At 61.4% G+C, this 14,245-nt stretch carries 6 protein-coding genes and 3 rRNA genes; all 9 read right to left on the bottom strand.

The window, feature by feature from the left end:
- Window positions 1–7: 7 nt before the first annotated feature.
- Window positions 8–820 (bottom strand): TlyA family RNA methyltransferase, encoded by an 813-nt coding sequence (locus Q8Z05_RS15360; RefSeq protein ID WP_305940464.1) that lies wholly within the window; start codon window positions 818–820, stop codon window positions 8–10.
- Between the two features lie 2 nt (window positions 821–822).
- Window positions 823–1,023 (bottom strand): hypothetical protein, encoded by a 201-nt coding sequence (locus Q8Z05_RS15355; RefSeq protein ID WP_305940463.1) that lies wholly within the window; start codon window positions 1,021–1,023, stop codon window positions 823–825.
- Window positions 1,024–1,045: 22 nt separating this feature from the next.
- Window positions 1,046–2,038, bottom strand: a complete 993-nt coding sequence (locus Q8Z05_RS15350) for an HAD-IIA family hydrolase (RefSeq protein ID WP_305940462.1) — start codon at window positions 2,036–2,038, stop codon at window positions 1,046–1,048.
- 6 nt (window positions 2,039–2,044) lie between these two features.
- Window positions 2,045–3,982, bottom strand: coding sequence for a hypothetical protein (locus tag Q8Z05_RS15345; protein ID WP_305940461.1), 1,938 nt, complete (start codon window positions 3,980–3,982; stop codon window positions 2,045–2,047).
- A 575-nt stretch (window positions 3,983–4,557) separates the two neighbouring features.
- Window positions 4,558–4,674: ribosomal RNA gene (gene rrf, locus Q8Z05_RS15340) — 5S ribosomal RNA — on the bottom strand.
- Between the two features lie 206 nt (window positions 4,675–4,880).
- Window positions 4,881–8,006 (bottom strand): 23S ribosomal RNA (locus Q8Z05_RS15335).
- A 531-nt stretch (window positions 8,007–8,537) separates the two neighbouring features.
- Window positions 8,538–10,061: ribosomal RNA gene (locus Q8Z05_RS15330) — 16S ribosomal RNA — on the bottom strand.
- The 16S, 23S and 5S rRNA genes sit together here, the layout of an rRNA operon.
- Before the next feature lie 510 nt (window positions 10,062–10,571).
- A complete protein-coding gene (tyrS, locus tag Q8Z05_RS15325) occupies window positions 10,572–11,885 on the bottom strand; it encodes a tyrosine--tRNA ligase (RefSeq protein WP_305940460.1) in 1,314 nt (437 codons plus the stop codon).
- Between the two features lie 99 nt (window positions 11,886–11,984).
- Window positions 11,985–14,213: a HelD family protein gene (locus Q8Z05_RS15320; RefSeq protein ID WP_305940459.1), complete on the bottom strand. Its 2,229-nt coding sequence runs from the start codon at window positions 14,211–14,213 to the stop codon at window positions 11,985–11,987.
- Between the last annotated feature and the right edge of the window lie 32 nt (window positions 14,214–14,245).

Below are 14,245 nucleotides of genomic sequence, written 5' to 3'. Positions count from 1 at the left end.
CCGCTTTCTAGTGGTTCGGCCAGATTGTTCCGAGCAACGCAGCAACGGCTGCGTCCCGCTCTTCGATCTTAGGCAAGTCCGGGGTCATCCTTCGCCTTATCCACAGGAAGTATTCGACGTTTCCGTCCTGGCCTGGCAAAGGGCTCGCCGCGAGACCGTGCAATTCCAGCCCTGCGTCCAGTGCCGCATTGGCGACTTTTTCCACCGCCATCCGGCGTTCACGCTCGGAATTCACCACGCCGGTGCGGCCCAGCCGGTCCTTGCCGATCTCGAACTGGGGCTTGACCATCAGGACCAGGTCGCCGCCGGGATGCGTGCATGCCGCCAGCGGAACCATGACCAGGGTCAGCGAGATGAACGACAGGTCAGCGACCGTCAGCGCTGCGGGGCCGCCGATCGAGTCCGGAGTCATGTAGCGCACGTTCAGGCCTTCGTGCACCGAGACGCGGGGGTCGTTCCTGAGCTGGGGAACCAGTTGGCCGTGTCCGACGTCGACCGCCACCACGTGGTCAGCTCCACGCCTGAGCAGGACCTCTGTGAAACCCCCGGTGGAGGCGCCGGCGTCCAGGCAGCGCTTTCCATCCGCAGTGACGTCCGGGAAGGCGTCGAGTGCTCCGGCGAGTTTGTGGCCGGCCCGGCTCACGTAGCTGTCCTGGCCGTCGTCGGCGATATCAAGGGGCGTGAGCTCGTCCACCTGATGGGATGCTTTGGCCAGCACTGCGCCGTCTGAGCTGACTTTGCCTTCGGCAATCAGGCGCGCCGCGTGCGTGCGGGATCGCGCCAGTCCCCGGGTGACGAGCATTTGGTCAAGCCTTGCCATCCTCAGGCGTCACCCGCAGCCGACGGATTGTCCTCGTTCAATGCGTCCAGCAGTGCATCGTGAAGGGTCGCGTATGCCTCCGCGTGCTGTTCGACGGACAGCGCCTGGAGGTTGTCCAGGCGTGCCAGCACAGCGTCAACTGAAGCGTCCCCGACCGGGCCCTCGCCGTTGCCGGCTTCCGGTAAGTTGTTCAGCTCAGTCATGTTCCCAGTCTAATGAGTCGGCTCAGCGCGTCAGCCACTCGACCGTTGGGGCCAGGGCAGCGTCTGCGTCCGGATTGGCCGTCCACCACGCCGAGCAGGCCGCACGCCACGAGTCCAGGTCCTCCGGAACCCCGGTGACGCGGACGGCTTCACCCCGCACGACGGCGGAGGACGCACCGCAACGGAACGCGCCGCCGTCGTGCTCTTCCACGGCCGGGTACGGGCGGTACAGATCGCTGAGGTCATTGATCAGGTAGTCCGGCCGTTCCGCCGTCCGGGCCGCGAGGATCGACTCCCGGGTGTCGACGCCGGTGAGCACTGCCACGGTGGCGAACCCGGCATTGTTCCCGCCGAGGATGTCGGTGTCCAGCCTGTCGCCCACTACGAGGGGCCGGTCGGACGTGAGCCGCCTGGCGGCGGTGCGGAACAGCGGCGCCTCGGGCTTTCCGGCCACCAGCGGCCTCTGCCCGGTGGCCGCCGCAACGGCCGCCACCAGGGTCCCGTTCCCCGGAGCGATGCCGCGGGCCTGCGGGATGGACATGTCCGTGTTGGTGGCAACCCAGAGGGCCCCGCCGGCTATGACGTACGAGGCTTCGGCGAGGTCTTTCCAGCCGATCTCGGGGTTGAACCCCTGGACCACCGCCACCGGATTGTCCTGGGCGCTGCGGACGGGTGTCAGTCCCACCAGTTCCACCTCATGCGCCAGCGCCGGGCTCCCTGTCACCAGGACCCGCGCGCCGGCCGGAAGGAGGCCCGCCAGCAGCTCGCCGGCAGCCTGCGAGGAACTGACCACCTGCTCGTCGTCTGCCGGCGCTCCAAGCTCACGCAAGTGGGCAGCCACCTGCGCGGGCGTCCGGGACGCGTTGTTGGTGACGTAGCCAAGCCCGACGTCGATTCCGGCGAGCTGCCGCAAAGCCTCTACCGCGCCGGGGATGGCGTGGGGTCCGGCGTAAACAACTCCGTCAAGGTCTGACAGCAGGGCGTCGAACCTCGAAATCAATGAAGCACCGCTCATGCGCAGTTATTCCCTTTCGCGGCCAGGCTGTGCGTCGTCCGCATCGCCGACATCGTGGGTTTCGTCTCCGAAGGAGCCCTCTACGAGTTCATCTTCCTCGAGTTCGTCCGTCTCCACGGAGTCTTGGTCGGATTCAGCGTCGTCGGACTCAAAGTAGTCGCCCTCGGCGTCATCGGAGCCTTCGTCCAAGGCAGCTGCTTCTGATGCGGCCGCGTCCGATGCTGCAGCCTCGACGACGGCCGACTCGCTGTCGTCGCGGACCCCGGGCGCCGGGGCGGGTGTGCTGTCGGCCTTCTGCTGCGCAAGCAGGCGGCGGCGTGCTTCCTCCTCGCGGGCTTCTTCTTCCTCGTCCCATCCGAGGTCGATGATGTCCGGCTCCTCGTCTGCACCGAGACCGAGTGCGTTTTCCGCGACAACCGCCTGGCGCTGCCACTTGGCGGATTCCTCAGTACGGCCCACAGCCGCGAGAGCGTCCGCGTAGGCGCGGAAGAGCCGCGGGCTGTAGGAGAAAGCGCGGTTGATGTCCAGTTGGGCGATTTCAAGTTCGGCAACAGCCGCATCCAACTGGCCGAGGTCCGTGCGGGCACCGGCAGCCACGATGGCCAGTTCAACCTTGCCCGGGGCGTCCAGGTCGTTGGCTTCCTCGGAGCGTGCCACATCCAGGGCACGGTCCGGGCGTCCCAGCCCGCGTTCGCAGTCGGCCATGACGGGCAGGTGCACGTTGGAACCACTGATCCGGCGGTAGGTGCGGAACTCGCGCAGGGCTTCGCCGTAGTGTCCCGCGGCGTAGGCGGTCAGGCCCACTGCCTCGCGGACTGCAGACAGGCGTCCGCCGCGGCGGCTGGCTGCCAGTGCGTGCTGGAAGGCGAGTTCCGGCTCTTCGTCGATGAGGCGGCCTGCCATCACCAGGTGGCGTGCCACCCACTCCGCGCTCTTTGGTTCGAGGGTCTTGATCTCGTGCTTGGTGGCGCGGTCCAGCTCCTGGCCCGTGACATCGTCGTCGATCTGGGGAGAACGCTCACGGTCCGGTCGGTTGGCGCTGCGCAGGTCGCGGGCGTTGGGTACGCGGGCGGGACGGTCCTCGGGTCGGTCGCGTCCGAAGTCGCGCGGGCCTGATTCGCCTCGGTCATAGCTCCGGGGCGCTCGCTCCTGGCGGTCACCGAAAGGCTTGCGGTTGTCTCCGCCGCCAAAGCTGCGACGTTCGCCGTCGCCCTCACGGCGCGGACGGTCACCAAACGGCTTGCGATCACGATCGCCGGCACCGAACGGCTTACGATCACGGTCGCCGGCACCGGCACCAAAGCTGCGACGTTCGCCGTCGCCCTCACGGCGCGGACGGTCACCAAACGGCTTACGGTCACGATCGCCGGCACCGAACGGCTTACGATCACGGTCACCGGCACCAAAGCTCCGACGCTCGCCGTCGCCCTCACGGCGCGGACGATCACCAAACGGCTTACGGTCACGCTCACCACCGGCGCCAAACGGCTTACGATCACGGTCACCGGCACCGGCACCAAAGCTCCGACGCTCGCCGTCGCCCTCACGGCGCGGACGATCACCAAACGGCTTACGGTCACGGTCACCGGCACCGGCACCAAAGCTCCGACGCTCGCCGTCGCCCTCACGGCGCGGACGATCACCAAACGGCTTACGGTCACGGTCACCGGCACCGGCACCAAAGCTCCGACGCTCGCCGTCGCCCTCACGGCGCGGACGATCACCAAACGGCTTACGGTCACGGTCACCACCGGCACCGAAACTGCGGCGTTCCCCGCCGCCCTCACGCGACGGACGATCACCCTGGTCGTCCTTGGAGCGGAACCCGCGGGGGTCCCCGCCCGAATTATTTGAGGCCCGGAAAGGTCCTCCGCCCGAAGGCCGGCCGCCTCCGTAGCTACCGCGGTCCTTGCCGCTTCGATTTCCGCCGTTGTGCTCAGCCATGTTGGATTCCTCCTGTTGTGAGCCGACCACTGGCGCAATCGCAGCCGCTCTTATCCGTGTTTCGTTATCCTACGCAACCCGAAATAAAGCGCTTCCAAGTCCGTACATCTCATGTAATTCTAGGCGAGTCCCCGCCCACGAACTAACTACCCTAGCCCTACCGGCCGCTCTCGTGGCAAGCCTCACAGGACCACAGAATCCAACCCGGTATCGGGCAACCTGAAGCTATGGTCGTCCGAAGGTCCAGGGCCAGCCGGCACAGCTTGAGTGCCTCCCCGGGCGCTCTCGCAGTTGCTGCCGGGTTTCCCCGGGCGCTATCTCAGTTCCCGGGGGTGGGTGTTCGACGGGGGGTGTGCCGGGTGGGGTGTGCCGGGTCCCGGGCCGGGTGCGAGAGGGTCCGTCGAAAAGGTGCGGGTACTGAGAGAGGATCCGGCATTGGGTGCGGGTACTGAGAGAGGATCCGGCAAAAGGGGTGCCGGATGTGAGAGAGGGTGTGAGGGTGGGGTGGGGGTTTTGGGTGGTTAAAGCGGGAGAGCCTCCAAACGGGTGTTTGGAGGCTCTCGACCTGAATGATGTTCCGGCGGTGACCTACTCTCCCACACCCTCCCGGGTGCAGTACCATCGGCGCTGTGGGTCTTAGCTTCCGGGTTCGGAATGGGACCGGGCGTTTCCCCCACGCTATGACCGCCGTAACCCTGTTACCCGTTCCCCCGTCGGTTGTGTGCCCTGGGGGGTGGGAAAAATGTGGTTACAACATTGTGGTGTTGTTATTTAGTTGTCGGTTCGCCAAAGCAACGGGTTTGTTGTTTGGGAACCACATAGTGGACGCAAGCAGTCTTGTTTTCTTTTTACCACCCCTGGGTGCAAACCTCTTTTGAACGGTTTGCGGGGGTGGTGTGTGGTGTAAGTTATCGGCCTATTAGTACCGGTCAGCTTCACGAGTCGTTAGTCCTCGCTTCCACATCCGGCCTATCAACCCAGTGGTCTGGCTGGGGGCCTCTCACACACAAGGTGTATGGAAATCTCATCTCGAAGCGAGCTTCCCGCTTAGATGCTTTCAGCGGTTATCCCATCCGAACGTAGCTAATCAGCGGTGCACTTGGCAGTACAACTGACACACCAGAGGTTCGTCCGTCCCGGTCCTCTCGTACTAAGGACAGCCCTTCTCAAATTTCCTGCGCGCGCAGCGGATAGGGACCGAACTGTCTCACGACGTTCTAAACCCAGCTCGCGTACCGCTTTAATGGGCGAACAGCCCAACCCTTGGGACCTACTCCAGCCCCAGGATGCGACGAGCCGACATCGAGGTGCCAAACCATGCCGTCGATATGGACTCTTGGGCAAGATCAGCCTGTTATCCCCGAGGTACCTTTTATCCGTTGAGCGACGGCCATTCCACAATGTACCGCCGGATCACTAGTCCCGACTTTCGTCCCTGCTCGAGATGTCTCTCTCACAGTCAAGCTCCCTTGTGCACTTACACTCGACACCTGATTGCCAACCAGGCTGAGGGAACCTTTGGGCGCCTCCGTTACTTTTTAGGAGGCAACCGCCCCAGTTAAACTACCCATCAGGCACTGTCCCTGACCCGGATTACGGGCCGAAGTTAGATGTCCAAAGTGACCAGAGTGGTATTTCAACGATGACTCCACCCGAACTGGCGTCCGGGCTTCAACGTCTCCCACCTATCCTACACAAGCCACTCCGAACACCAATACCAAACTATAGTAAAGGTCTCGGGGTCTTTCCGTCCTGCTGCGCGTAACGAGCATCTTTACTCGTACTGCAATTTCGCCGAGTTTATGGTTGAGACAGCGGGGAAGTCGTTACTCCATTCGTGCAGGTCGGAACTTACCCGACAAGGAATTTCGCTACCTTAGGATGGTTATAGTTACCACCGCCGTTTACTGGGGCTTAAATTCTCAGCTTCGCCTTGCGGCTAACCGGTCCTCTTAACCTTCCAGCACCGGGCAGGAGTCAGTCCGTATACATCGTCTTGCGACTTCGCACGGACCTGTGTTTTTAGTAAACAGTCGCTTCCCCCTGGTCTCTGCGGCCCCGATCCCCTCCCACCAGCGTGTGGTGTTCAAGGTTGGGGCCCCCCTTCTCCCGAAGTTACGGGGGCATTTTGCCGAGTTCCTTAACCATAATTCTCTCGATCGCCTTAGTATTCTCTACCTGATCACCTGTGTCGGTTTGGGGTACGGGCGGCTAAAACCTCGCGTCGATGCTTTTCTAGGCAGCATAGGATCACCGAATCCCCCCCTACGGGGGTCCCGTCAGGTCTCAGGCATCATGAACAGCGGATTTGCCTACCGTTCGCCCTACATCCTTGGACCGGGACAACCATCGCCCGGCTCGGCTACCTTCCTGCGTCACACCTGTTAATACGCTTACCTCCCAGGATCAGGTCCCGCGCTCCACCAAAACCCTCACACCACAAGGGTGATCGGGCAGGTCTCGGGCAGTTAGTATCCCCTGTTCAGCATGGGCGGTTTTTCGCCGGTACGGGAATATCAACCCGTTGTCCATCGACTACGCCTGTCGGCCTCGCCTTAGGTCCCGACTTACCCAGGGCAGATTAGCTTGACCCTGGAACCCTTGATCATTCGGCGGACGGGTTTCTCACCCGTCTTTCGCTACTCATGCCTGCATTCTCACTCGTGTAGGCTCCACCGCTGGTTTACACCGCGACTTCACTGCCCACACGACGCTCCCCTACCCATCCACACTCCTGAACCACAAAGGCTTGGATAAAATGTGAATGCCACAACTTCGGCGGTGTACTTGAGCCCCGCTACATTGTCGGCGCGGAATCACTTGACCAGTGAGCTATTACGCACTCTTTTAAGGATGGCTGCTTCTAAGCCAACCTCCTGGTTGTCTTCGCAACTCCACATCCTTTCCCACTTAGCACACGCTTAGGGGCCTTAGTTGGTGGTCTGGGCTGTTTCCCTCTCGACTATGAAGCTTATCCCCCACAGTCTCACTGCTGCGCTCTCACTTACCGGCATTCGGAGTTTGGCTGACGTCAGTAACCTTGTAGGGCCCATTAGCCATCCAGTAGCTCTACCTCCGGTAAGAAACACGCAACGCTGCACCTAAATGCATTTCGGGGAGAACCAGCTATCACGAAGTTTGATTGGCCTTTCACCCCTACCCACAGCTCATCCCCTCCATTTTCAACTGAAGTGGGTTCGGTCCTCCACGACGTCTTACCGTCGCTTCAACCTGGCCATGGGTAGATCACTTCGCTTCGGGTCTAGATCACGCCACTGCAACGCCCTATTCAGACTCGCTTTCGCTACGGCTGCCCCACACGGGTTAACCTCGCGACGTAACACTAACTCGCAGGCTCATTCTTCAAAAGGCACGCCGTCACCAGAATCAGACTGGCTCCGACGGATTGTAAGCACACGGTTTCAGGTACTGTTTCACTCCCCTCCCGGGGTACTTTTCACCTTTCCCTCACGGTACTGGTCCGCTATCGGTCATTAGGGAGTATTTAGGCTTATCAGGTGGTCCTGACAGATTCGCACGGGATTTCTCGGGCCCCGTGCTACTTGGGATACTCTCCAGGCGGTACACAACATTACGGTTACGGGGCTCACACCCTCTCTGGCCGGCCTTTCAAGACCGTTCACCTATGCCTGCACATCACACCTCACCAGTCCGGCAGAACTGATACGGAAAGTCCCACAACCCCGACCATGCAACGCCCGCCGGCTATCACACATGGAACGGTTTAGCCTGATCCGCGTTCGCTCGCCACTACTAACGGAATCACTATTGTTTTCTCTTCCTGCGGGTACTGAGATGTTTCACTTCCCCGCGTTCCCTCCACGCACCCTATGTGTTCAGATGCGGGTCACCAGGCAACTCGCGCCCCTGGCGGGGTTTCCCCATTCGGACACCCTGGGATCACAGTCCGGTTATCGACTCCCCCAGGCTTATCGCAGATTCCTACGTCCTTCTTCGGCTCCTAATGCCAAGGCATCCACCGTGTGCTCTTAAAAACTTGACCACAAAAGATCAAAAACGCTAATTTTCGAGAGAACCACGAAAACCACTGCACCATCCCGAAAGACAGCACAACAGATCCAGGTTCATATTCTTGGAAATTGCTTCTTATAAAAGATGCTCGCGTCCACTATGTAGTTCTCAAACAACAACCCCGTACCACACACCCCACACACCACCCCTCCCGAAGGAAGAACAAACCGTGTGATCGGTGCAGCCAGGAAACCAGAAACAAACAAGTACCACGATCAACCCCGCAAAGGGAAAACCATGGCCCTGTTGCCTCAGGACCCAACAGTGTGCCAAACACTAAACCGCCCGTTACCCTCCCCGCACCGTTCCAGGACACACTCACTGCAATTACTCACAGCAAGGACATCCGTACTAGACAAAGGGAAAGAACCAGCGGCCGCTATTTGTTGATATTCCACCCGTGAGCACCCGCCGCAGAACTTGCGTCTGCGCAACGGGCAACTTCCTGACAACACCACCACACCCGCATACACGGGGTGAGGTTGCTGTAGGTGCTCCTTAGAAAGGAGGTGATCCAGCCGCACCTTCCGGTACGGCTACCTTGTTACGACTTAGTCCCAATCGCCAGTCCCACCTTCGACAGCTCCCTCCCACAAGGGGTTAGGCCACCGGCTTCGGGTGTTACCAACTTTCGTGACTTGACGGGCGGTGTGTACAAGGCCCGGGAACGTATTCACCGCAGCGTTGCTGATCTGCGATTACTAGCGACTCCGACTTCATGGGGTCGAGTTGCAGACCCCAATCCGAACTGAGACCGGCTTTTTGGGATTAGCTCCACCTCACAGTATCGCAACCCTTTGTACCGGCCATTGTAGCATGCGTGAAGCCCAAGACATAAGGGGCATGATGATTTGACGTCGTCCCCACCTTCCTCCGAGTTGACCCCGGCAGTCTCCCATGAGTCCCCGCCATTACGCGCTGGCAACATGGAACGAGGGTTGCGCTCGTTGCGGGACTTAACCCAACATCTCACGACACGAGCTGACGACAACCATGCACCACCTGTGAACCGGCCCCAAAGGGGAAGGACTGTTTCCAGCCCGGTCCGGCCCATGTCAAGCCTTGGTAAGGTTCTTCGCGTTGCATCGAATTAATCCGCATGCTCCGCCGCTTGTGCGGGCCCCCGTCAATTCCTTTGAGTTTTAGCCTTGCGGCCGTACTCCCCAGGCGGGGCACTTAATGCGTTAGCTACGGCGCGGAAAACGTGGAATGTCCCCCACACCTAGTGCCCAACGTTTACGGCATGGACTACCAGGGTATCTAATCCTGTTCGCTCCCCATGCTTTCGCTCCTCAGCGTCAGTTAATGCCCAGAGACCTGCCTTCGCCATCGGTGTTCCTCCTGATATCTGCGCATTTCACCGCTACACCAGGAATTCCAGTCTCCCCTACATCACTCTAGTCTGCCCGTACCCACCGCAGATCCGGAGTTGAGCCCCGGACTTTCACGGCAGACGCGACAAACCGCCTACGAGCTCTTTACGCCCAATAATTCCGGATAACGCTTGCGCCCTACGTATTACCGCGGCTGCTGGCACGTAGTTAGCCGGCGCTTCTTCTGCAGGTACCGTCACTTTCGCTTCTTCCCTACTGAAAGAGGTTTACAACCCGAAGGCCGTCATCCCTCACGCGGCGTCGCTGCATCAGGCTTTCGCCCATTGTGCAATATTCCCCACTGCTGCCTCCCGTAGGAGTCTGGGCCGTGTCTCAGTCCCAGTGTGGCCGGTCACCCTCTCAGGCCGGCTACCCGTCGTCGCCTTGGTGAGCCATTACCTCACCAACAAGCTGATAGGCCGCGAGTCCATCCAAAACCACAAAAAGCTTTCCACCCCCCACCATGCGATGAGGAGTCATATCCGGTATTAGACCCAGTTTCCCAGGCTTATCCCAGAGTTAAGGGCAGGTTACTCACGTGTTACTCACCCGTTCGCCACTAATCCCCCAGCAAGCTGGGATCATCGTTCGACTTGCATGTGTTAAGCACGCCGCCAGCGTTCATCCTGAGCCAGGATCAAACTCTCCGTTGAAGTAAAACAAAAACAGACACAACCAGGCACCACGGGAAAACGCGGAACCAGGCTGCACAAAATTTGAAACCAGCTAAAAACACCAAACCATCCACGGGGTGGACAATCCGGCAAATTCAACCAATTCAATACAATAAATTGGTATCAACAAACTTGGCACACTATTGAGTTCTCAAACAACAGACACATTCGAATACTTTTCAAACAATATTTGAATTCCAGTGAATTCTTTGTTATTATTTCTTCGCTGCGATGTTTCTAGCTTATTTCATTCATTTCCACTTTGCAAATCCGGATATTCTTCCGAAATTCACTTGGTAGAGCGAATCCGCCCAGCAAAACGCGAAGCAATTTTTCATTTCTGCGCCTTGCGCATGAAGAATTGCTTCTCACTTATAGGGGGTTTGTCACCACTCAGCGGCGGCGACTCAGAAAACATTACACGCTCCTCCCCGGCCGTGCAAATCGGCCGGAAAGGAGCGTGCATATGGTTGCCAGAAAACCGTGTTCCTAGGACGCCGACACTTCCACGGTTGCCAGGTTCTTCTTCCCGCGGCGCAGGAGCAGGTAGCGCCCGTGCAGAAGTTCACTGCCCGGAATGACCGCCTCAGGATCGGTCACCTTGGTGTTGTTGACATAGGCACCGCCTTCGCCCACGGTCCGGCGGGCAGCCGATTTGCTGTCCGAGAGCCCGGAGGCCACGAGCAGATCCACGATGCCAAGACCATCAGCGGCAACACGGGCCGAGGGCAGCTCGGCGGTGGCAGCCGTCAGGGTCCGTTCGTCCAGCGCCGCAAGGTCCCCGCCGCCGAACAGAGCAGCGGATGCCGCGATGACCTTTTCCGTTGCTTCCACGCCATGGACCAGGGAGGTCACTTCGAACGCAAGCCGGCGCTGGCCTTCGCGGGCAAAGGGACGTTCCGCGATCGAAACTTCCAAGGCTTCGATTTCGGCGCGGGTGAGGAACGTGAACACCTTGAGCCTCGCCGCAACATCGGCGTCGGCCGTGTTCAGCCAGAACTGGTAGAACGCGTACGGGCTGCACATCTCCGGATCCAGCCAGATGGCGTTGCCTTCGCTCTTACCGAATTTGGTGCCGTCCGAATTGGTGATGAGCGGCGTGCCCAGCGCGTGCACGTGCTTGCCCTCAACCTTGCGGATGAGTTCGGTGCCGCTGGTGAGGTTGCCCCACTGGTCGGAGCCGCCGGTTTCCAGCACGCAACCGTAGTCACGGAAGAGCTGGAGGTAATCCATGCCCTGCAGGATCTGGTAGCTGAACTCGGTGTAGCTGATGCCTTCATCCGAGCTGAGGCGGGAGGCGACGGCGTCCTTGCGGAGCATGGTACCAACGCGGAAATGCTTTCCGATCTCGCGCAGGAAATCGATGGCGCTCAAGGGAGCGGTCCAGTCCAGGTTGTTGACCATCCTTGCGGCGTTTTCGCCGTCAAAGCTCAGGAAGCGGCGGACCTGTGCCTGGAGGTATCCGACCCATTCGGAAACGGTGTCCTTGGTGTTCAAGGTGCGTTCCGCCGTCGGCCTCGGATCACCGATCAGGCCGGTCGACCCACCAACCAGGCCCAGTGGCTTGTGCCCGGCCAGTTGGAGCCGGCGCATGAGGAGCAACTGCACGAGATTGCCCAGGTGCAGGCTGGGCGCAGTGGGGTCGAAGCCGCAGTAATAGGTGATCGGGTCCCCGGCGAGCAGCTTTTCCAGTTCCACTTCATCGGTGGACACGTGGACCAGGCCGCGCCAGTTGAGCTCCTGCCAGATGTTGGCGAAGGTCGGATCGTTCTGCTGGGACTCGAGATCATTTAGTTGGGACACGTGATCTAAGTTAGCAGGATTGGCCGGTCGCCAGCGCTGCGTGACAGCGCCGCCGGCCGGCAGGAGGCCGGGATGATCCGGTCCTCCTGCAGCCGGGGATCAGCGTTCGATGCCTGCGGGCACCGGGGCGGCAGCGATGAGCCGCAGCCGCTGGGTAGGCCGGGTCATGGCAACGTACAGGTCGCCCACCCGCCCATGCTCCTGGTTGAGCATCATGGAAGGCTCCAGCACCACAACGCCGTCGAACTCGAGGCCCTTGGCTTCCCGGGGGCTGATAACGACGATGTCCTGCTCGTAGCTGCCTGCGCCGCTGCCGACGCGTCGGCCGTAGGCGGCGCGCAGGGCCGTGGAGGCTTGCGGCAGGAGCTCGCCGTCGGCAATCACCGCAAGCAGGCCGCCGTCGAGCGCGTCCAGCTCATCCGGAAGGACCTCGACGAGCCGGCTGACGACTGCCCCGTCCTCCACGCGGTCAATGATCGGCGACCAGCGTCCTTCGCGGACGGCCTTGGGGGCCGAAATCACCAGTCCGGCGGCAGTGGCCATCCGGGCCGCCGCCTCCGCGATCTGCGACGGCGTGCGGTAGTTGACGGTGAGTTCCTCAAGCTGCCAGCGGTCGCCGAACATCGGCTCCAGCGCGCTCTGCCAAGACTTGGCCCCGGCCACGGAACTCGTCTGGGCGATGTCGCCGACAATCGTGAACGACTTCAGCGGGCAGCGCCGGACCAGCAGGCGCCACTGCATCGGCGACAGTTCCTGGGCCTCGTCGACAACAATGTGCCCGAACGCCCAGGTGCGGTCGCTGGTGGCCCGTTCCGCCGCGGTGAGCCGCGCTTCGCGTTCCTGGTTCTGGTCGACGAGTTCCTCGGCGGTCATCAGCACGTCCACCCCGGCGGTTTCCATGTTCACCAGGGTCTGCTTGGCGTTGGCGATGTCCCGGGCGCGGTCGTGCTCCTGCTGGGCCAGTCCGCGGCCGGCCGCGGGGTCAAGCTCACCCAGCAGCTCGGCAGCCTCGTCCAGCAGCGGCACGTCGGCCTCGGTCCAGGGACTGTCTATGGGGCGGGCCAGCAGCGCGCGTTCAGCCTCGGTCAGGTGGGGGGTGCACGCTTCCAGGATGGCAGGCTTGCCGAACAGCTCGGAGATGAGCTTTTCCGGGGTCATCGGCATCCAGCAGAGATTCAGTGCGATCCGGACATCGCGTGCTGTGCGGACGTCCTCGGCCAGATACGAACGGTCCGCGTTGTTGCCGATGCTGCCGGCCTCGACGAGCTCGGTCATCTGCTCGGTCAGTTCGCGGAGCAGGATTTTCACAAACGTCAGGCGTGCCTCGTTGTGCGGCTTGTGGGTGGCGCGGGCCTTTTCCCGGGCCCGGCGAACCTGGCGGGGTGTCAGGACCAGCTTGCGGCCGTCCACTTCGAGGATCCGGTTCTCGGCCGGAATTCGCTGCCGGTTGGAAACGGCATTGGCAACCACCTCGGCCATATCCAGCCTGCCCTTGATGGCGGCGACGTCCGCTTCCTGTTCGGGAACGGCGTTGATTCCGGGCATCAGCCGGCCCACGCTCGCCATGACCACGCCCGTTTCGCCGAGTGACGGCAGGACGCGCTCGATGTACTTCATGAATGAGGACGAGGGCCCCACCAAGAGCACGCCGGCGGTCTTGAGCCGGTCGCGGTGCGTATAGAGGAGGTACGCGGCGCGGTGCAGCGCAACGGCCGTTTTGCCCGTTCCGGGCCCGCCCTGGACGACGACGGCTCCGGAGATGGAGGAGCGGATGATCCTGTCCTGCTCCGACTGGATGGTGCCGACGATGTCCGACATGCGTCCGGTGCGCTTGGAGTTTAGGGCGGCCAGCAGCGCGCCCTCCCCCTGCAGCGATTCATTGTCGGCCAGCATGCCGGCGTCGAGGACGTCGTCTTCAATGGCCTTGACCTCGCGGCCCTGCAGGATCAGGTGGCGGCGGCGGCGTACGCCCTGGCGGTCGAAGGCCGTGGCCTGGTAGAAGTGCCCGGCTTCGGGCGCGCGCCAGTCGACCATGAGCCGTTGGAGGTCATCGGTGGTCAGGCCGATGCGGCCGATGTACTGGGCCTCCCCGGAATCCAGGTCGAGGCGGCCAAAGACCAGCCGGTCATCCACAGCGTCCAGCTGGGCAAGGCGGTCCTCATAGAGGGCCGCGAAGGCATCCCGTTCGGAAACATTTTGCATGGTTCCCACGGCACCGGCACGGCGGACCTGGGCAAGTTGAGTGCGCTTTTCCTCGCGCAGCTCATCAAGGCGGGCATACAGTCCGGCAACATAGTCCCGTTCATGGGCCAAATCAGCGTCGAGCATCGAGACTTTCCCCTATCGCAAAAGACAGACCG

It is taken from the genome of Arthrobacter oryzae, assembly GCF_030718995.1.
GTDB lineage: Bacteria > Actinomycetota > Actinomycetes > Actinomycetales > Micrococcaceae > Arthrobacter > Arthrobacter oryzae_C.
Note: the sequence above shows the minus strand (reverse complement) of the source record. Positions and strands in the feature narration are given on the sequence as shown.

Excerpts from the sequence above, each read along its gene's own strand:
- Q8Z05_RS15320 (WP_305940459.1), bottom strand. The coding sequence starts at position 14,213 with ATGCTCGACGCTGATTTGGCCCATGAACGGGACTATGTTGCCGGACTG.
- Q8Z05_RS15350 (WP_305940462.1), bottom strand. The coding sequence starts at position 2,038 with ATGAGCGGTGCTTCATTGATTTCGAGGTTCGACGCCCTGCTGTCAGAC.
- Q8Z05_RS15345 (WP_305940461.1), bottom strand. The coding sequence starts at position 3,982 with ATGGCTGAGCACAACGGCGGAAATCGAAGCGGCAAGGACCGCGGTAGC.
- Q8Z05_RS15355 (WP_305940463.1), bottom strand. The coding sequence starts at position 1,023 with ATGACTGAGCTGAACAACTTACCGGAAGCCGGCAACGGCGAGGGCCCG.
- Q8Z05_RS15360 (WP_305940464.1), bottom strand. The coding sequence starts at position 820 with ATGGCAAGGCTTGACCAAATGCTCGTCACCCGGGGACTGGCGCGATCC.